Origin of the sequence: Pseudomonas algeriensis, from assembly GCF_048847255.1 — a bacterium.
In the GTDB taxonomy this organism is placed as follows: domain Bacteria; phylum Pseudomonadota; class Gammaproteobacteria; order Pseudomonadales; family Pseudomonadaceae; genus Aquipseudomonas.
Genome location: NZ_JBKKRK010000030.1, coordinates 1 through 18,269, shown reverse-complemented (window position 1 = coordinate 18,269; position 18,269 = coordinate 1). Strand labels below are relative to the sequence as shown.

13 protein-coding genes and 1 pseudogene are annotated in these 18,269 nt (G+C 61.4%); 10 read left to right on the top strand and 4 right to left on the bottom strand.

The annotated features are described in order from the left end of the window. Positions 1-31: 31 nt before the first annotated feature. Entirely contained in the window at positions 32-979 is a 948-nt protein-coding gene (locus ACLK1G_RS25615; RefSeq protein ID WP_420766120.1) for an IS110 family RNA-guided transposase, read from the bottom strand. Positions 980-1,294: 315 nt separating this feature from the next. Further along, entirely contained in the window at positions 1,295-3,277 is a 1,983-nt protein-coding gene (gene mnmC / locus ACLK1G_RS25610; protein WP_420767912.1) for a bifunctional tRNA (5-methylaminomethyl-2-thiouridine)(34)-methyltransferase MnmC2/FAD-dependent 5-carboxymethylaminomethyl-2-thiouridine(34) oxidoreductase MnmC1, read from the bottom strand. 150 nt (positions 3,278-3,427) lie between these two features. Between mnmC and pap the strand changes: the two genes are divergently transcribed. Together pap and ACLK1G_RS25600 are read left to right on the top strand one after the other, a co-directional pair. Next, the gene (gene pap / locus ACLK1G_RS25605) at positions 3,428-4,939 is read left to right on the top strand and encodes a polyphosphate:AMP phosphotransferase (RefSeq protein ID WP_420767911.1); all 1,512 of its coding nucleotides are present in this window, start codon (positions 3,428-3,430) and stop codon (positions 4,937-4,939) included. Between the two features lie 104 nt (positions 4,940-5,043). Then, entirely contained in the window at positions 5,044-6,228 is a 1,185-nt protein-coding gene (locus ACLK1G_RS25600) for a thiolase family protein (protein WP_420767910.1), read from the top strand. 148 nt (positions 6,229-6,376) lie between these two features. Here ACLK1G_RS25600 and ACLK1G_RS25595 read toward each other — a convergent pair. After that, a pseudogene (locus tag ACLK1G_RS25595) lies at positions 6,377-6,571 on the bottom strand (DUF6316 family protein); the annotation flags it as partial. A 190-nt stretch (positions 6,572-6,761) separates the two neighbouring features. On the opposite strand from ACLK1G_RS25595, the gene ACLK1G_RS25590 reads away from it, so the two are divergent. After that, positions 6,762-7,724, top strand: a complete 963-nt coding sequence (locus ACLK1G_RS25590; protein WP_420767914.1) for a DMT family transporter — start codon at positions 6,762-6,764, stop codon at positions 7,722-7,724. 170 nt (positions 7,725-7,894) lie between these two features. Here ACLK1G_RS25590 and ACLK1G_RS25585 read toward each other — a convergent pair whose 3' ends face one another. After that, entirely contained in the window at positions 7,895-9,289 is a 1,395-nt protein-coding gene (locus ACLK1G_RS25585) for a class II fumarate hydratase (RefSeq protein ID WP_030141034.1), read from the bottom strand. 202 nt (positions 9,290-9,491) lie between these two features. Between ACLK1G_RS25585 and ACLK1G_RS25580 the strand changes: the two genes are divergently transcribed. The 7 genes from ACLK1G_RS25580 to ACLK1G_RS25550 all read left to right on the top strand — a co-directional run bounded on the left by ACLK1G_RS25580 (position 9,492) and on the right by ACLK1G_RS25550 (position 17,492). Continuing rightward, a complete protein-coding gene (locus ACLK1G_RS25580; protein WP_420767909.1) occupies positions 9,492-10,013 on the top strand; it encodes a DUF2059 domain-containing protein in 522 nt (173 codons plus the stop codon). Positions 10,014-10,026: 13 nt separating this feature from the next. Next, positions 10,027-10,326, top strand: coding sequence for a BolA family protein (locus ACLK1G_RS25575; protein WP_420767908.1), 300 nt, complete (start codon positions 10,027-10,029; stop codon positions 10,324-10,326). Positions 10,327-10,589: 263 nt separating this feature from the next. After that, positions 10,590-11,531, top strand: coding sequence for an oxygen-dependent tRNA uridine(34) hydroxylase TrhO (gene trhO / locus ACLK1G_RS25570; protein WP_420767907.1), 942 nt, complete (start codon positions 10,590-10,592; stop codon positions 11,529-11,531). A 36-nt stretch (positions 11,532-11,567) separates the two neighbouring features. Next, entirely contained in the window at positions 11,568-12,170 is a 603-nt protein-coding gene (locus tag ACLK1G_RS25565) for a DsbA family protein (protein ID WP_420767913.1), read from the top strand. Further along, entirely contained in the window at positions 12,163-13,992 is a 1,830-nt protein-coding gene (locus tag ACLK1G_RS25560; RefSeq protein ID WP_420767906.1) for an ABC transporter ATP-binding protein, read from the top strand. The genes ACLK1G_RS25565 and ACLK1G_RS25560 overlap by 8 nt, the downstream gene beginning before the upstream one ends. A gap of 190 nt (positions 13,993-14,182) precedes the next feature. Beyond that, a complete protein-coding gene (locus ACLK1G_RS25555) occupies positions 14,183-16,642 on the top strand; it encodes an EAL domain-containing protein (protein ID WP_420767905.1) in 2,460 nt (819 codons plus the stop codon). 79 nt (positions 16,643-16,721) lie between these two features. After that, the gene (locus ACLK1G_RS25550) at positions 16,722-17,492 is read left to right on the top strand and encodes an iron-containing redox enzyme family protein (RefSeq protein WP_420767904.1); all 771 of its coding nucleotides are present in this window, start codon (positions 16,722-16,724) and stop codon (positions 17,490-17,492) included. Positions 17,493-18,269: the final 777 nt, after the last annotated feature.

The window sequence follows — 18,269 nt, the reverse complement described above, 5'->3', positions numbered from 1 at the left end:
TGTGGGAGATTCTATGGTGCATGGCTAGCCCTTAGATGCCTTTTGGTAAGTATTCGCTCTGGTTCTTCAACAGGGCGAATACCACTCGGGCAAGCTTGCGGGCCAGTGCCACTAATGCTTCGGTTGTGCTTAGCCCTCGAGCCCGCAAAGCCCCATAAAAACCCTTCCACGCCGCTGTGCGGCTCGCCGACATCGCGGCGTTGTGCATCAATCGGCGCGCCTCCGGGTCACCTCGCTTAGACAGGCAGCGGCGTCCCTTCTTTTTTCCCGAGTCCGATATGCGCAGGTCCAGCCCTAGAAAAGCGATGAAGGCATCGGCATTTCTGAAATCTCCACGCTGAAACGACGTAAGTAAACGCGCACCGCTCAACAGCCCGATTCCTTCGACTTTCATGCAGCGCTTGAGCTGACTGCCCAGACCGGCTGCATCCAATTGCGTCTGGATTGTTTTCTCAAGCAAGATTTCCAGTCGCTGCATGGCCTTTATCTGGTTCTCAAAGGCCGTTTTGAGCAACGGTTCGTTCGACCAACTTTGCTTGAGGCTGACACGCGCCTGAACCAAGGCTGCCCGGCGCCGGAAAAGGCTTATAAGCCGGCAATACAGGGGCGATGGCGGGGTCCACGGGTGCAACTGGTGGCCTTCGTTGTTCAAGTAGCGAGCCAACAACCGAGCATCCAGCGCATCGGTTTTGGCGCGAACTTTCACACCTTTGCGGTAATGGCTGAGTTCGTAGCCGCCGATCATGTAGATCACACAGCCCTGCGCATAAGCCAGGTCGGCGAAGTCCTGGTGATAGATATTGGTGGCCTCGATGGCGACATCCACTGGCGCAGGCAATTCCTTGAGCCACTTCTTGATCGCAGCTTTGGTGTTGGGGATCGCTTGCAGTCGATCTGTTTCTGCGTGATAAATCACCAACTCATCTTTGGCGACATCAACCCCCACGATCGGCTTTGCGACAGAAACCGGCATTGCCATTGAAAATCCTCCGCGCTAAGGTTTGAACACTTGAAGGGTTCACCCAGAGGCGCAGGCTTGTTCCTATCGTCGGTCTAGGCCAGATGCATTCTTTATCGGCGCTTGGGTGAAAGGAGGAGGGGTGAAATCTCCCACGGTCTGTACTGCGCGAACAGTCAGAATCGAGCCTTGTCCCTCCTCCTCCCTTCAAGTCCTACCATACAAGCGAGCCTGCTCGCGAAGGCGGTGGTTCAGCCAACTTCTAAGCCGGTTGAACCACCGCTTTCGCGAGCAGGCTCGCTCCCACAGGAGAATGTGGCGAATCGTCAAAGTCCGTCAGGCCTTGCCCCGAATCAACGCCCGTAACGCAAACCGGTTGGGATGACAGGCCTCGGCCACGCTTCGCGGCAGGGGCAGCGGTTCGTTCTCCAGCCACGCGGCGATCAGCTCGCCCGACAGCGGCGCGGTGATCAGGCCTCGGGAGCCGTGGCCGCTGTTGACGTACAGGCCGTCGAGCCAGGGGCAGGGGGCGTCGGGCACTTGACGGGCGTCCTTGGCCAGAACCGAATACGCCTCGATGAAGGCGGAGTGATCGGCCAGTGGCCCGACGATTGGCAGGTAGTCCGGGCTGGTACAGCGAAACGCGGCGCGGCCTTCCAGTTGCGCTGGGTTCAGCGCTTTGGCGTTGAGCCGGTCTACCAGGTCCACGGAAATATCTTCGAGCATCTTAAGGTTACCGGCATGCTCGGCGGCGGTGGGGGTCAGGTCGTCGCTGTGAAAATCGAAACTGGCGCCCAACGTGTGCTCGCCCATTCGCGGGGGCGCCACGTAGCCTTCGGCACAGACCACCGTTGCCAGGCGCTGGCTGCGGGTGGTTTGCGGCAGGCGAGTGATCTGCCCGCGAATGCGCTTGAGGGGCAGTTCGGCGGCAGGCTCGAAACGTTTGATCTCGGCCGCGCTGGCGAGGATCGCCACCGGTGCGCTGGCCACGCAACGTTCGCCGTCCCAGACCTGCCATTGGCCGTCGACACGCCGCAGTTCCAACACTTCGTGGTGTGGCTGCAAGGTAATCGCCGGGCTCGACGCCTGCCAGCGGCACAGCGCTGGCGGATGCACCCAGCCGCCCTCGGGATAAAACAGGCCCCCGCTGGGCAAACCAACGCCGGCTTGCGCCTCGGCCTCGTCGCGATCAAGCACCTTCAACAGACTGGCCGCAAAGGCCTCGGCCAAGCGCGCCTGGCGCTCGGCTTCCTTGGCATCGAAGGCCAATTGCAGGACACCGCAGCCGTCCCAGTCGAGGCTGCGCTGCAGGTGTTCGAGCACGCGCCGTGTGTAGCCGAAACCGCTGAGGATCATCTGTGACAGCGCCGTGCCATGGGCTGACAGCTTGAGGTACAGCACGCCCTGGGGATTGCCGGACGCTTCCTCGGCCAACCCAGCGTGACGCTCCAGCAAGGTCACGTGCCAGCCACGGGCCGCGAGGCTGGCCGCGCTGGCGCAACCGGCCAGTCCGCCGCCGATGACCAAGGCCCGCCGCTCGCCGGTATGCGGCGCGGGCCGGGCGTACCAGGGCTTGATCGGCGCGGGTGACGGCGTCTGCTCCGGCCAACCGAGGAACACGCCGCGAAGAATCTCCCATTTATGGCCGATGCCTGGCGTGCGCTTCATCTTGAAACCCGCCGCGTTCAACCGGCGCCGCACCCAGCCGGTGCTGGTGAAGGTGCTGAGGGTAGCCCCCGGCGCGGCCAGTCGCGCCAGCTCGGCGAACAGCTCGGCGCTCCACATCTCGGGGTTTTTCGCCGGGGCGAAACCGTCGAGGAACCAGGCGTCGATCCGCCCATCCAGTTGCGGCAATTGCTCCAGGGCATCGCCAATCAACAACGTCAGGGTGACCCGGCCGCTCGCCAGGGTCAGGCGCTGGAAACCTGGGTGGATCGCCACGTACTGCCCGAGCAATTGATCGGCCTGGACTTTGAGCGCGGGCCATAAGGCCAGGGCCCGGCGCAGGTCCTCGGGGCTCAGGGGAAACTTCTCGACGCTGACAAAGTGCAGCCGCGCCCCGGCCGGTGCGCATTGCTCGAACAACTGCCAGGCGCAAAGGAAATTCAACCCGGTACCAAACCCGGTTTCACCGATCACCAGCCGCCCACCCTCCGCCAGCCCGGCGAAACGCTCGGCCAGGTTGTTCTGTTGCAAGAACACGTAGCGGGTTTCTTCCAGGCCCGACTGGTCGGAGAAATAGACATCGTTGAACACCCGGGAGCGGGGGCGACCCTGGTCGTCCCAGTCGAGTTGGGCGTGGTGTTGAATGGGCGTCATGACGGGCTCGGCGAAAATGAAGGCGCCATTCTAGCCGATCGGCAAGGCGTTGCTTGATCCAAGGCAAGGGGGCCCGCATCCGGAAGGAATCTGCTGCGCAGGCGCGCATCCAATCCGCTAGTCTTGCCCCATTCCTTGAAGGAGCTGCCCATGTTCGAGTCCGCCGAAATCGGTCACGTCGTTGATAAAGAAACCTATGAGGCTGAAGTCCCGGCATTGCGCGAAGCGTTGCTCGAAGCGCAATACGAGCTGCACCAGCAGGGGCGTTTCCCGGTCATCGTACTGATCAACGGCATCGAAGGCGCGGGCAAGGGCGAGACGGTGAAGTTGCTCAACGAGTGGATGGATCCGCGATTGATCGAGGTCCGCACCTTCGACCAGCAGACTGACGAGGAGCTGGCGCGGCCGCCGGCCTGGCGCTATTGGCGGATGCTGCCGGCCAAGGGGCGCATGGGGATTTTTTTCGGTAACTGGTACAGCCAGATGCTGCAAGGGCGGGTCCACGGCGAGTTCAAGGACCCGCGGCTCGACCAGGGGATCAACGGTGCCGAACGCCTGGAGAAAATGCTCTGCGATGAGGGCGCGCTGATCTTCAAGTTCTGGTTTCACCTGTCCAAGAAACAGATGAAGGCCCGCCTCAAAAGCCTCAAGGACGATCCGCTGCACAGCTGGCGCATCAGCCCGCTGGACTGGCAGCAGTCGAAGACCTACGACAAGTTCGTCAAGTACGGCGAGCGCGTGCTGCGCCGCACCAGTCGCGATTACGCGCCGTGGCATGTGATCGAAGGGGTGGATGCCTGTTACCGCAGCCTTGCGGTCGGACGCATCTTGCTCGAAGGCTTGCGCCAGGCCCTGGATCGGCCGAAGGTCAAGGCGGCCAAGGTCGACGTGGCGCCGTTGCCAGCGCTGGATGACCAAGTGACCTTGATCGATAGCCTGGACATGACGCTACGTCTGGACAAGGCCGACTACGAAGAACAGTTGATCACCGAGCAGGCCCGCTTCGCCGGCCTGCTGCGCGACAAGCGCATGCGCCGGCATGCCCTGGTGGCCGTGTTCGAAGGCAACGACGCGGCGGGCAAGGGCGGTGCCATCCGCCGGGTCGCGGCGGCGCTCGATCCGCGCCAGTACAGCATCGTGCCGATTGCCGCGCCCACCGAGGAAGAACGTGCCCACCCCTACATGTGGCGGTTCTGGCGACATATTCCGGCCCGGGGCAAGTTCACCATGTTCGATCGCTCCTGGTACGGCCGGGTGCTGGTGGAGCGGGTCGAAGGCTTTTGCAGCCGTGCCGACTGGCTGCGGGCCTACGGCGAGATCAACGATTTCGAGGAACAACTGGCCGATGCCGGCGTGGTGGTGGTGAAGTTCTGGCTGGCGATCGACAAGGAAACGCAGCTGGAGCGCTTCCAGGAGCGGGAGGAAATCCCCTTCAAGCGCTTCAAGATCACCGAGGACGACTGGCGCAACCGGGACAAGTGGGACGCCTATCGCTCGGCGGTCTGCGACATGGTCGATCGCACCAGCACCGAGATCGCTCCTTGGACGCTGGTGGAGGCCAATGACAAGCGCTGGGCCCGGGTCAAGGTGTTGCGTACGCTCAATGACGCGCTGGAGGCCGCGTTCGAGCGTTCCGCCAGGCAAGCGCGGAAAAAGAGCTAGCACGATGGGCACGCATACGCGGGGTGAATGATTGTCGCGTTCGGTTATGCGGTGGATTTATCCTCGAATCCACTCTTAACCGATAACAACAATGAGGTGCCGCCATGCGTGAAGTGGTGATCGTCGACAGCGTACGGACTGGATTGGCCAAGTCCTTTCGCGGCAAGTTCAACATGACCCGTCCGGACGACATGGCGGCGCATTGCGTCAATGCGTTGCTGGCGCGTAACGACATCGACTCGGCCAGTGTCGAGGATTGCATCGTCGGCGCCGGTTCCAACGAAGGCGCCCAAGGCTTCAACATCGGGCGTAACGTGGCGGTGCTCTCGCAACTGGGCATCGGCACCGCCGGGATGACCCTCAACCGTTTCTGCTCCTCGGGCCTGCAAGCCATCGCGATTGCCGCCAACCAGATCGCCTCGGGTTGCAGCGAGATCATCGTCGCCGGCGGCGTCGAATCCATCAGCCTGACGATGAAGAGCGTCAACACCGACAACTTGATCAATCCATTGCTCAAGGAACAGGTGCCGGGAATCTACTTTCCCATGGGTCAGACTGCCGAGGTCGTCGCGCGCCGTTATCAGGTGAGCCGCGAGGAGCAGGACCGCTACGCCTTGCAGAGCCAGCAGCGCACGGCCCGGGCCCAGGCCGAAGGGCTGTTCAACGATGAAATCGTGCCGATGACGGTCAAGTACCGGGTCGAGGACAAGAACACCGGCGCGGTTCAGATTCTGGACGGTGTGGTTGACCGCGATGACTGCAACCGCCCCGATACCACCTACGAAAGCCTGGCCGGCTTGAAGCCGGTGTTTGCCGAGGACGGTTCGGTGACGGCGGGCAACTCTTCCCAACTGTCCGATGGCGCCTCGATGACGCTGGTAATGAGCCTGGAAAAAGCCGTGGCCCTGGGGCTCAAACCCAAGGCGTTTTTCCGCGGCTTTACCGTCGCCGGTTGCGAGCCGGACGAGATGGGCATCGGCCCGGTGTTCTCGGTGCCCAGGTTGCTCAAGGCCAAGGGGCTACAGATTGGCGACATCGACCTGTGGGAGCTCAACGAAGCGTTCGCCTCCCAATGCCTCTACAGTCGCAACCGGTTGGAAATCGATAACGAGAAATACAACGTCAACGGCGGCTCGATTTCCATCGGTCACCCGTTCGGCATGACCGGCTCGCGGCAAGTGGGGCATCTGGTGCGGGAGTTGCAACGGCGCAACCTGCGCTATGGCGTCGTGACCATGTGCGTGGGCGGCGGGATGGGGGCGACGGGGTTGTTCGAGGCGGTGCGATAAGCGCCGCCTCAGGAGCTTCGTGGCGAGGGAGCTTGCTCCCGCTCGGCTGCGAAGCAGTTGCCCCTTTTTACTGGGTATGAACCATAGAAGGGCCGCTTTGCGGCCCAGCGGGAGCAAGCTCCCTCGCCACGGGAGCTGCAAACTGTTCAGCCACCTTGGGCAACTTCTGCATCCGTTGGATGTATGCCGCAATCTCCTGCTCCGCCGCCTCACGAGTTTCGAACGGACCTTCCTGGGTGCCTTCGCGCGTATTGAAATAAAACTCGCCATTTACCCGGCAGATCCGGTCACTGCGGAATACTGTCTTGGGGGCGTCTGTATCGTTTGCGCGCGTTCCTGGCATTTCGGGTCTCCATGGGGGCTGCGTGGTTGTCTCAATTGAGCATATGTGGTGTCGCAGGTTTGCGCCTGTCCAGCCGATCGACGGCTAGCGACCCGTACAATTGCGTCGGCGCCAAATGCCCGATTGTGCCTGTGCCGCCGATCGATCCGAGCCTAGAATGGGCGTTCATATCGAGGGCTTCGAGGGTTGCATGCACATATCGTCCGGTCGCTGGGTCTACGGGCTTCTTCTGGCTTTGTTGACCGCCCTGTTGTGGGGAATCCTGCCGATCAAGCTCAAGCAAGTGCTGCAAGTGATGGATCCGGTGACGGTGACCTGGTTTCGGCTGACGGTGTCCGGCGGGTTGCTCTTCGTGTACCTGGCGGCGACACGGCGCCTGCCCAGCCGCAAGGTGCTCGGCCCGCGTGGCGGCTGGCTGGTGGTGATGGCGGTGTTGGGGCTGGTGGGTAACTACGTTCTGTACCTGATGGGCCTGAACCGCTTGAGTCCCGGTACGGCGCAACTGGTGGTGCAGATGGGGCCGATCATGCTGCTGGTCGCCAGTCTGTTTGTATTCAAGGAGCGTTTCAGCGTGGGGCAGGGCATTGGCCTGCTGGTGTTGCTGATTGGTTTTGCGCTGTTCTTCAACCAGCGTCTCACCGAGTTGCTGACGTCGTTGAGCGACTACACCGCCGGGGTCTTGCTGGTGCTGTCTGCGTCGACGGTCTGGACGTTTTATGCCCTGGGCCAGAAGCAACTGCTGACGGTCTGGAATTCATTGCAAGTGATGATGGTGATCTACCTGTTCTGCGCGTTGTTGCTCACGCCTTGGGTTCATCCGCTGGAGGCGTTGCAACTGACCCCATTGCAGGGCTGGCTGTTGCTCGCCTGCTGCCTCAACACGTTGATTGCTTATGGTGCGTTTGCCGAGGCGCTGGCCCATTGGGAAGCCTCGCGGGTCAGCGCGACCCTGGCGATCACGCCGCTGGTGACGTTCGCCGCCGTGGCGATGGCCGCCTGGTGGTGGCCCGAGTATGTCCATGCCGAACAGATCAACGTTTTGGGGTATGGCGGGGCGGTGTTGGTCGTGCTGGGGTCCGCGCTGGTGGCGTTGGGACCATCGCTCATCGCCGGGCTCAGGGCACGGCGCGAGCGTTTGGCGGTGGGTCGCTAGATCGCTGAGGGAGCGTAGGTGGGGGTCAGGTATGCTGATGTCGAGCCTGCTGGCGCCATCGCGAGCAGGCTCGCTCCCACATGGGTTCGTCTGTGGACTCGACATCAAGGCCCACACCGGCCCCTGTGGGAGCGAGCCTGCTCGCGATGGCGGCCTTCAGGACAACAAACTCAACCCTGCCCACCGGCCTCCAGCATGTTCTCCGGCCGGACCCAGGCCTCGAACTCCTCATCGGTCAGGTACCCCAGCTGCAACGCGGCCTCCCGCAGGGTCAGCCCCTCGCTGTAGGCTTTCTTGGCGATTTCCGCCGACTTGTCGTAGCCGATGTGCGGGTTCAGCGCCGTCACCAGCATCAATCCGCGTTCCAGGTGCGCCGCCATCTGCTCGGCATCCGGTTCGAGGCCGGCGATGCAATGCTGTTGGAAGTTGCTGCAGCCATCGGCCAGCAGGCGGATCGATTGCAGCAGGTTGTGGATGATCACCGGCTTGAACACGTTCAGCTGCAAGTGACCCTGGCTGGCGGCGAAACCGATGGCCACGTCGTTGCCCAGGACTTGGCAGGCGAGCATCGACAAGGCTTCGCACTGGGTCGGGTTGACCTTGCCAGGCATGATGGAACTGCCCGGCTCGTTGGCCGGCAATTTCACCTCGGCAAACCCCGCTCGCGGCCCGGAACCCAGCAGGCGAAGGTCGTTGGCGATTTTCATCAGGGTCACGGCCAGGGTCTTCAGCGCACCGGACAATGTGGTCAGCGGCTCATGGCCCGCCAGCGCAGCGAACTTGTTCGGCGCGGTAACGAAGGGCAAGCCGGACAACGCCGCCAACTCAGCGGCAATCGCTTCGCCAAAACCATGGGGGGAATTGAGCCCTGTGCCCACCGCCGTGCCGCCCTGGGCCAGCTCGCAGACGGCCGGCAAGGCGGCCCGGATCGCTCGTTCGGCATAATCGAGTTGGGCGATGAACGCGGACAGTTCCTGGCCGAACGTGATCGGCGTGGCGTCCATCATGTGGGTACGGCCGGTCTTGACCAGCTTCATATGGCGCGCCGCCAGTTCCGCGAGACCACCCGACAACTCGCTGATGGCCGGCAGCAATTGCTGGTAGACGGCTTGGGCGGCGGCGATGTGCATCGCGGTGGGGAAGCAGTCGTTGGAGCTCTGGGAACGGTTGACGTGGTCGTTGGGGTGAACCGGGCTCTTGCCGCCTCGCGGGTTGCCCGCCAGCTCATTGGCGCGCCCGGCGATGACCTCGTTGACGTTCATGTTGCTCTGGGTCCCGCTGCCGGTCTGCCAGACCACCAGAGGAAACTGGTCGTCATGCTGGCCGGCCAGCACCTCGTCGGCGGCCTGCTCGATCAGGCGGGCGATGTCGGCGGGCAGGTCACCGTTGCGGTCGTTGACCCGCGCGGCGGCTTTTTTGACCAGCGCCAAAGCGTGCAACACCGACAGCGGCATGCGTTCGTTGCCGATGGCAAAGTTGATCATGGAGCGCTGTGTCTGTGCGCCCCAATAGGCTTCATCCGGGACTTCAACCTGGCCAAGGCTGTCGGTTTCAATACGGCTCATCGGGTCAAACTCCTGTAGGTCTGAATGCGCAGTTTAGGCCCTGGTGGGCGCCAGCGGTTCCCTCAATCACCCCTCAATCTAGGAGCGCGCGGTTCTGTCCGTCAATCGGCCCCGCCAAGGGTCGGGGTTGAGCCCCGGCGTTTATTAGGCGCAGAATGGTCGCCCTTGGGGTTTTACCTCGCCTGTTAGAAAAGGAAACTCGATGACCCGTCTTCGTGCCATCTGTACCGCCGTTGCTCTGGTGTGTGCCAGCGGCCCTGTCTTCGCCGATACCGCCAGCCACAACGCCAGTGCCGAAGCGTTCCTGACCCTGGCGCATGCCGACAAGCTGGGTACCCCCGTCTACATGCAAGTACAGCAGATGTTTGCCCAGCGCTTCGAGCAGACCAAAGCTCCCGAGTCGAAAAAGGCCACGCTGGAGACCTACCAGGCCAAGGCCAATGCCGCGCTGGACCAGGCCATCGGCTGGAACAAGCTCAAGCCGGACATGGTCAAGCTCTACACCAGCAACTTCAGCGAATCGGAGCTCAAGGAACTGGTGTCCTTCTATCAGTCTCCCCTGGGCAAGAAAGTCCTGGAAAAAATGCCACAGCTGACCCAGCAATCGGCGCAACTGACCCAGGCCAAGCTGGAAAGCGCGGTGCCGGTGGTCAACAAGCTGCTGGCGGACATGACCGCCGAGCTCGAGCCGAAAGCCGCTGCCCCGGCCAAGAAAAAGCCATAAGCGGAGCCCTGGCATGAGCATGCAACAACGCATTGAATCGACCCTTGGGCTTCTGCAGCCCGAGCACTTGCAAGTGCTGGACGAAAGCCACATGCACAGCCGTGGGTTGCAGACCCACTTCAAGGCAGTCGTGGTCAGCCGACAGTTCGAGGGGCTCAATCGGGTCAAGCGTCACCAGATGGTCTACGGCACGCTGGGCGAATTGATGGGCGAATTCCATGCACTGGCGCTGCACACCTACACGCCGCAAGAATGGGCCCAGATCGACGCGGCCCCGGCTTCGCCGACCTGTGCCGGAGGCAGCAAGCACTGATTGTCATGGGTGAAGTAGCTTGTTGTGGCGAGGGGATTCATCCCCGCTGGCCTGCGAAGCAGGCCCATCCGGAAGGAAGCCTGGCGCCTGCTTCGCAGCCGAGCGGGGATAAATCCCCTCGCCACAGGGCAGTGTCCGGCCTTGCAATTGCAGCCCTGCAATACATATGTTTTTGCTAGAATCCGCACCGCGCCGCTTACCCGGCGCGTTTTTTTTCGCATCCGGTTCACCCTTTGCGAGGGTAGCCACCTGGAGAAATACCCATGACACCACCCATTGTCGTGGCGGCACTGTATAAGTTCGTCACCCTGGAAGATTACGTCGAGCTGCGCGAGCCCCTGCTCAAGGCGATGCTCGACAACGGCATCAAAGGCACGTTGTTGATCGCCGAAGAAGGCATCAACGGCACCGTTTCCGGCACCCGCGAAGGGATTGACGGATTGATGGCCTGGCTCAAGAACGACCCGCGCATGGATGATATCGACCACAAGGAGTCGTACTGCGACGAGCAGCCGTTCTACCGCACCAAGGTCAAGCTCAAGAAAGAAATCGTCACCCTCGGCGTCGACGGCGTGGACCCGAACAAGCAGGTTGGCACCTATGTCGAGCCGCAAGACTGGAACGCCTTGATCAGCGATCCGGAAGTCCTGCTGATCGACACGCGCAATGACTACGAAGTGGCCATCGGCACCTTCGAAGGCGCCATCGATCCCAAGACCACCAGCTTCCGAGAATTCCCCGACTACATCAAAGCCCACTTCGACCCAACCCGGCACAAGAAAGTGGCGATGTTCTGCACCGGTGGCATTCGTTGTGAAAAAGCGTCGAGCTATATGCTTGGCCAAGGTTTCGACGAGGTCTATCACCTCAAGGGTGGCATCCTGAAATACCTTGAAGAGGTGCCCCAGGAAGAAACCAAATGGCGCGGCGACTGCTTTGTATTCGATAACCGCGTGACCGTGCGCCACGATCTCAGCGAAGGCGACTACGATCAATGTCATGCATGCCGTACGCCGGTGAGCGTTGAAGATCGCGCCTCCGAGCACTACGTGCCCGGGATCAGTTGCCCGCACTGCTGGGACAAGCTGAGCGAGAAGACCCGCCGCAGCGCCATCGACCGGCAAAAGCAGATCGAACTGGCCAAGGCCCGCAACATGCCGCACCCGATCGGCTACAACTACAAGCAAACACCTTCCGAGGCTTGAGCCATGGCGTCGCGCCTGCTGTATGTGATGGACCCGATGTGTTCCTGGTGCTGGGGCTTCGCGCCGGTGGCCGAGGCGTTGGCCGAGCAGGCGCAGGCCGCGGGCGTGGAACTGCACCTGGTAGTGGGCGGCTTGCGCACTGGCAGCGGTTCGGCCTTGGAGCCGACGACTCGGCGCTACATCTTGGAACACTGGCAGGCGGTCACCCAGGCCACCGGCCAGCCGTTCAAGCTCGAGGGTGCGCTACCGGACGGTTTTGTCTACGACACCGAGCCCGCTTGCCGCGCGCTGGTGACGGCCCGCAGCCTGGCGCCGGACATGGCTTGGACGCTGATGAAGCTGATCCAGCAGGCTTTTTATGCACAGGGTCGCGACGTGACCCACGCCAGCGTCCTGGTGGAACTGGCGGAGCAGGCCGGGCTGCCTCGCATCGAGTTTGCCGCCGCCTTCGATCGCGCCGATCAGCATGCCGCCACGGCCGCTGACTTCACTTGGGTACAAGACCTGGGCATCGCCGGATTCCCCACGCTGCTGGCCGAACGGGACGGCCAATTGGCCTTGCTGACCAACGGCTACCAACCTTTGGATCAGTTGGCCCCGCTGCTGGGCCGCTGGTTGGAGCGCGCGGCCTGTGCCTGACCTGCCCGGTGATGGCGTATCCGCCACGCGGCGCATCGATCGGTTGAGCTGGGCGGAAATCCGTCGCCTGGCCCTCAAGCACAAGAAAGCCCTGTGGATCGCCAACGGCGTTGCCGTGCTGGCGACGCTGTGCAGCGTACCCATCCCGTTGTTGCTGCCGTTACTGGTGGACGAAGTCCTGCTGGGTCACGGCGACGCGGCATTGAAGATCATGAATCATGCGCTGCCGGCGGCCTGGCAGAGTGCGGCCGGCTACATTGGGTTGATGCTGCTCGTGACGTTGGCACTGCGTTGCGGCGCATTGCTGTTCAACGTCCTGCAGGCCCGTTTATTCGCCAGCCTGGCCAAGGACATCGTCTATCGCATCCGTATCCGGCTGATTGAACGCCTCAAGCGCATTTCCCTCGGCGAATACGAAAGCCTGGGCAGCGGCACCGTGACCACCCATCTGGTCACCGACCTGGACACTCTCGACAAGTTCGTCGGCGAAACCCTTAGCCGGTTCCTGGTGGCCATGCTGACCCTGGTGGGCACCGCCGGGATCCTGATGTGGATGCACTGGAAGCTGGCGCTGCTGATCCTGTTGTTCAATCCATTGGTAATCTACGCCACGGTGCAGCTGGGCAAGCGGGTCAAGCACCTGAAGAAGCTGGAAAACGACAGCACCTCGCGTTTCACCCAGGCGCTGACAGAAACCCTGGATGCCATCCAGGAAGTACGCGCCGGTAACCGCCAGGGATTTTTCCTCGGACGATTGGGGATGCGTGCCCGGGATGTCCGGGACTACGCGGTGAATTCACAATGGAAAACCGACGCCTCGAACCGTGCCAGTGGCCTGCTGTTCCAGTTCGGCATCGACATTTTCCGCGCCGCGGCCATGCTCACCGTGTTGTTTTCGGACCTGTCCGTGGGCCAGATGCTCGCGGTGTTCAGCTACTTGTGGTTCATGATCGGCCCAGTCGAGCAACTGCTGAACCTGCAATACGCCTATTACGCGGCGTCCGGCGCCTTGAATCGCATCAACGAATTGCTGGCCCGCGCCGATGAGCCTCAGTACGACGGTGGCGTCGACCCATTCAAAGGGCGGGACACGGTAGGCATCGACATCCAGGGGCTCAGTTTTGGCTACGGCGAGGAGCGGGTGCTCGATCAGATGAACCTGTCCATCTCGCCGGGGGAAAAGGTCGCCATCGTCGGGGCCAGCGGTGGCGGAAAAAGCACCCTGGTGCAACTGCTGTTGGGGCTCTATACGCCACAGGCCGGCAGTATTCGGTTCGGGGGCGCAAGCCAACAGGAAATCGGCCTGGAAACCATCCGGGAAAATGTCGCGGTGGTGCTTCAGCACCCGGCGCTGTTCAACGACACGGTGCGGGCCAATTTGTCCATGGGTCGCGATTGCAGCGATGAGGATTGCTGGCGAGCACTGGCGATCGCCCAGCTCGAATCAACAGTGCGGGCGCTGCCCATGGGGCTGGAGAGTGTCGTGGGTCGATCCGGGGTGAGGTTGTCGGGCGGGCAGCGTCAGCGACTGGCGATTGCGCGCATGGTCCTGGCCGATCCCCGGGTGGTGATTCTCGATGAAGCCACATCGGCGCTGGACGCCGCCACCGAATATAACCTGCACCAGGCATTGGCGAAGTTCCTGCACGGGCGCACCACCTTGATCATCGCCCACCGGTTATCGGCGGTGAAACAGGCCGACCGGGTATTGGTATTCGACGGCGGGCAAATCGCCGAAGACGGCGACCATCTGCAACTGATTGCCGAGGGTGGTTTGTACGCTCGACTCTATGGTCACTTGCAACAAATACAGCGACCTTGAGTTTCCTTTGCTTTTCTGTGCTTAGTATCGGAAAAAAATCAGCCAGAGCCCCCGATTCGTCCGAATCTCCACCCCAAGCCAAGCGATCCCGTGATCCATTCGTTCGAAGGATCGAAAACTAGCCTAGGCTGTGGAATCTGGAGCGGAATTCTCGCGGGTGCTCATTGGCAATGCTTGTGCAAGGGACCTCATGAAGCAAAAGCGGACTCTCGGAACGCCACGATTGTTGGGCATTGTCTGGCCCTTTATTGCCGTTGTGCTATTTCAAGCATTGCTTGGCGGCGTCAGCCTGTATGTCTTGTCTGCGGTACGCGGATATGTGGCGGGGGAAAGTCTTTGGTCCAAGGGCCAGAAAGACGCCATTTATTACCTCAACCTGTATGCCGACAGCCGTGACGAATCGATTTTCCGCAAATACCAACAGGCCATCGCCGTGCCTGAGGGCGGCCATGACCTTCGCGTGGCCCTCGACCGCCAACCGCCGGACCTGGAAGCGGCGCGGGCCGGGATCCTCCAGGGCGGGAATCATCCGGACGACGTTTCCAGCCTGATCTGGCTGTACCTCAACTTTCGCCACTTCAGTTATCTGGAAGAAGCCATCGACCTCTGGACAGTGGGCGATGGCTACCTCACCGAGCTGGATAATGTCGCGCGACAAATGCACCGCAGCATCACGGCGGGGGAGGTGACGGAAAACGACGTGCGAGGCTGGAAAGCGCAGATTTTCGCGATCAACGATTCGGTGACGCCGGCCGCCAAGGCTTTCAGCGATGCGCTGGGCGAGGGGTCGCGGTTCATCCTGCGCCTGTTGCTCGTGACCAACTTCGCCACGGCCCTGGGGCTGATCGTGCTGGCGCTGTTGCGCACGCATAAATTGCTGGCCCAGCGACAAGTCTTCGCCAACGCGCTGCAGTTAGAGAAGGAGCGGGCACAGATCACCCTGCAATCGATCGGCGACGGGGTGATCACCACCGACGTTGAAGGCGCCATTGCCTACATGAACCCCGCGGCCGAAGCGATGACGCACTGGAAAGCCGAGCATGCGGCGGGGCTGCCCCTGGCGGCGCTGTTCAATCTGCTCGATGACAATGCCCAGACCGAGGGGCTGACATTGATCGAGCATATCCTCAGCGGGCGGCTTGGCGGCGGCAGCGAGCATTCCAAGCTGATCCAGAGGCTGGACGGCAGCACCGTGTCGGTCACGCTGGTCGGTGCGCCGATCCGCCACGCGGGCAAGGTCAGCGGCGCGGTGCTGGTGTTGCACGACATGACCCAGGAGCGGCAGTACATCGCCAACCTGTCCTGGCAGGCCACGCACGATGCATTGACCGGTCTGGCGAACCGTCGCGAATTCGAATACCGCCTCGAACAGGCCCTGCATAACCTCACTCGGCAAGTGGGCCGCCACGCCTTGATGTTTCTCGACCTAGACCAGTTCAAGCTGGTCAACGACACGTGCGGTCATGCCGCGGGTGACGAGTTGCTGCGCCATATTTGCGCGCTGCTGCAATCGGGGTTGCGGGAAAACGATACATTGGCCCGGCTGGGCGGGGATGAGTTCGGCATCTTGTTGGAAAACTGTTCGCCGGACGCGGCGGAAAAAATTGCCGAAGGTCTGCGCCAGACCGTACAGAACCTGCATTTTGTATGGAAAGGCCGGCCATTCGTGACCACCGTGAGCATTGGCCTCGTGCACATCGCCCAGAGTCCGACCACGCTGGAGGCGTCCCTGCGGGCCGCGGACATGGCGTGCTACATGGCCAAGGAAAAAGGGCGCAACCGGGTCCAGGTCTACCATGCCGACGATTCGGAACTGTCCCTGCGTTTCGGCGAGATGGCCTGGGTCCAGCGCCTGCATATGGCCCTGGAAGAAAATCGCTTCTGTCTCTACGCCCAGGAAATTGCCGCATTGGGTCCGGGTGACCATGGCGGCGGTCACATTGAAATCCTGTTGCGCCTGCATGACGAGGCGGGCCGGATGATCCTGCCGGACAGCTTCATCCCGGCGGCGGAACGTTATGGCCTGATGACTTCGCTGGACCGTTGGGTAGTGGAGAATGTTTTCAGGATCATTCGTCAGTGCCTGAACGAATCAAGGCGGGGTCCGTTGGCAATGTGTGCGATTAATCTGTCAGGCACGACTATAGGAGATCAGGCATTCCTGGACTTCCTGCGTAAACAGTTTGAGACGTACGCCATCCCACCAGAAATGATTTGTTTTGAAATTACCGAGACCAGTGCAATTTCCAATCTGGGCAGTGCGATCCGCTTTATCAATGAACTCAAAGGCTTGGGTTGTTACTTTTCCCTGGATGACTTTTGTGCCGGAATGTCTTCATTCGCTTACTTGAAACATTTACCTGTAGACTTCCTGAAGATCGATGGGAGTTTCGTAAAGGATATGCTGGACGACCCGATTAACCGGGCAATGGTCGAAGTGATCAATCATATCGGCCACGTCATGGGTAAGCGTACGATTGCCGAGTTCGTAGAAACGGTACAGATCGAACAGGCATTGCTTGAGATTGGCGTGGATTACGCTCAGGGGTATGTTATCGAGCGTCCACAAATGTTTACCTGTGACACATTGCAGTGCAGGCCGGCCAGGCCCCAGCCGTTGTTATTCAAGGCCCCCGGCACGTTCCGCTGAAACTCTTGTTGGTCCGCAAAAAATCACAATCAAAAGGAGCCCGACAGTGATCGACACATTCAACCGAACAGGCCCGCTCATGGACGCTAGTAGCTATCCGAAATGGGCACAGCAGCTCATTACAGATTGCAGCGAGAGCAAGCGCCGGGTTGTCGAACACGAGCTGTATCAACGCATGCGTGACAACAAGCTCAGCGCCAAGACCATGCGCCACTACCTCATTGGTGGTTGGCCGGTCGTTGAACAGTTCGCTTTATACATGGCACAGAATCTCACCAAGACCCGCTTTGCCCGCCACCCTGGCGAGGACATGGCGCGTCGCTGGCTGATGCGCAACATTCGTGTCGAACTCAATCACGCCGACTACTGGGTGAACTGGAGCGCCGCCCATGGTGTGACGCTCGAGGATCTCCAGGCACAGCAGGTGCCGCCAGAGCTGCACGCACTGAGCCATTGGTGCTGGCACACCAGCTCGGCGGACTCGCTGATCGTGGCGATCGCGGCGACCAACTACGCCATCGAGGGCGCGACCGGGGAATGGTCGGCGCTGGTCTGCTCCAATGGCGTCTACGCATCGGCCTTCGCCGAGGAAGACCGCAAGCGGGCCATGAAATGGCTGAAGATGCATGCCCAGTATGACGATGCCCACCCTTGGGAAGCGCTGGAAATCATCTGCACACTGGCGGGCATGAACCCGAGCAAGGCGCTGCAGGTGGAGCTGCGGCAGGCCGTTTGCAAGAGCTACGACTACATGTATCTGTTCCTGGAACGATGCATGCAGCTGGAGCAATCGGGCGTAGCCGAGAAGACCCCGCCCAGCCGCGAGCGCCTGGCGTTGGCGGGTAGCTGACACCCGATAGCTTGACCCTCCTGTGGGAGCGGGCTTGCTCGCGAAAGCGGTCTGAACCGTCAACCTTGTGTTGAATGTTCCGGCCCCTTCGCGAGCAAGCTCGCTCCCACAGTGGTTTTGTGGGGATCGAAAATCTGATGTACACCGCCAATCCCTTGTGGGAGCGAGCTTGCTCGCGATGGCGGGCTGGCAGTTAACCTGAGTTGGCAGGCCCGGCCCCTTCGCGAGCAGGCTCGCTGCCACAATGGTTTTGTGGGGATCGAAAATCTGATGTGCACCGCCAATCCCCTGTGGGAGCGAGCCTGCTCGCGATGGCGGTCTGGCAGTTAACCTGAGTTGGCAGGCCCGGCCCCTTCGCGAGCAGGCTCGCTCCCACAGTGGTTTTGTGGTGAGTGAAGATCTTATGTACACCGCCAATCCCTTGTGGGAGCGAGCTTGCTCGCGATGGCGGTCTGGCAGTTAATCTTGTATTGGCAGACCCGGCCCCTTCGCTAGCAGGCTCGCTCCCACAGTGGTTTTGTGGTGAGTGAAGATCTTATGTACACCGCCAATCCCCTGTGGGAGCGAGCTTGCTCGCGATGGCGGTCTGGCAGTTAACCTTGCGTTGGCAGACCCGGCCCCTTCGCGAGCAAGCTCGCTCCCACAGGGGTTTTGTGGGGATCGAAAATCTGATGTACACCGCCAATCCCCTGTGGGAGCGAGCTTGCTCGCGATGGCGGTCTGGCAGTTAACCTTGCGTTGGCAGACCCGGCCCCTTCGCGAGCACGATCTCTGCAC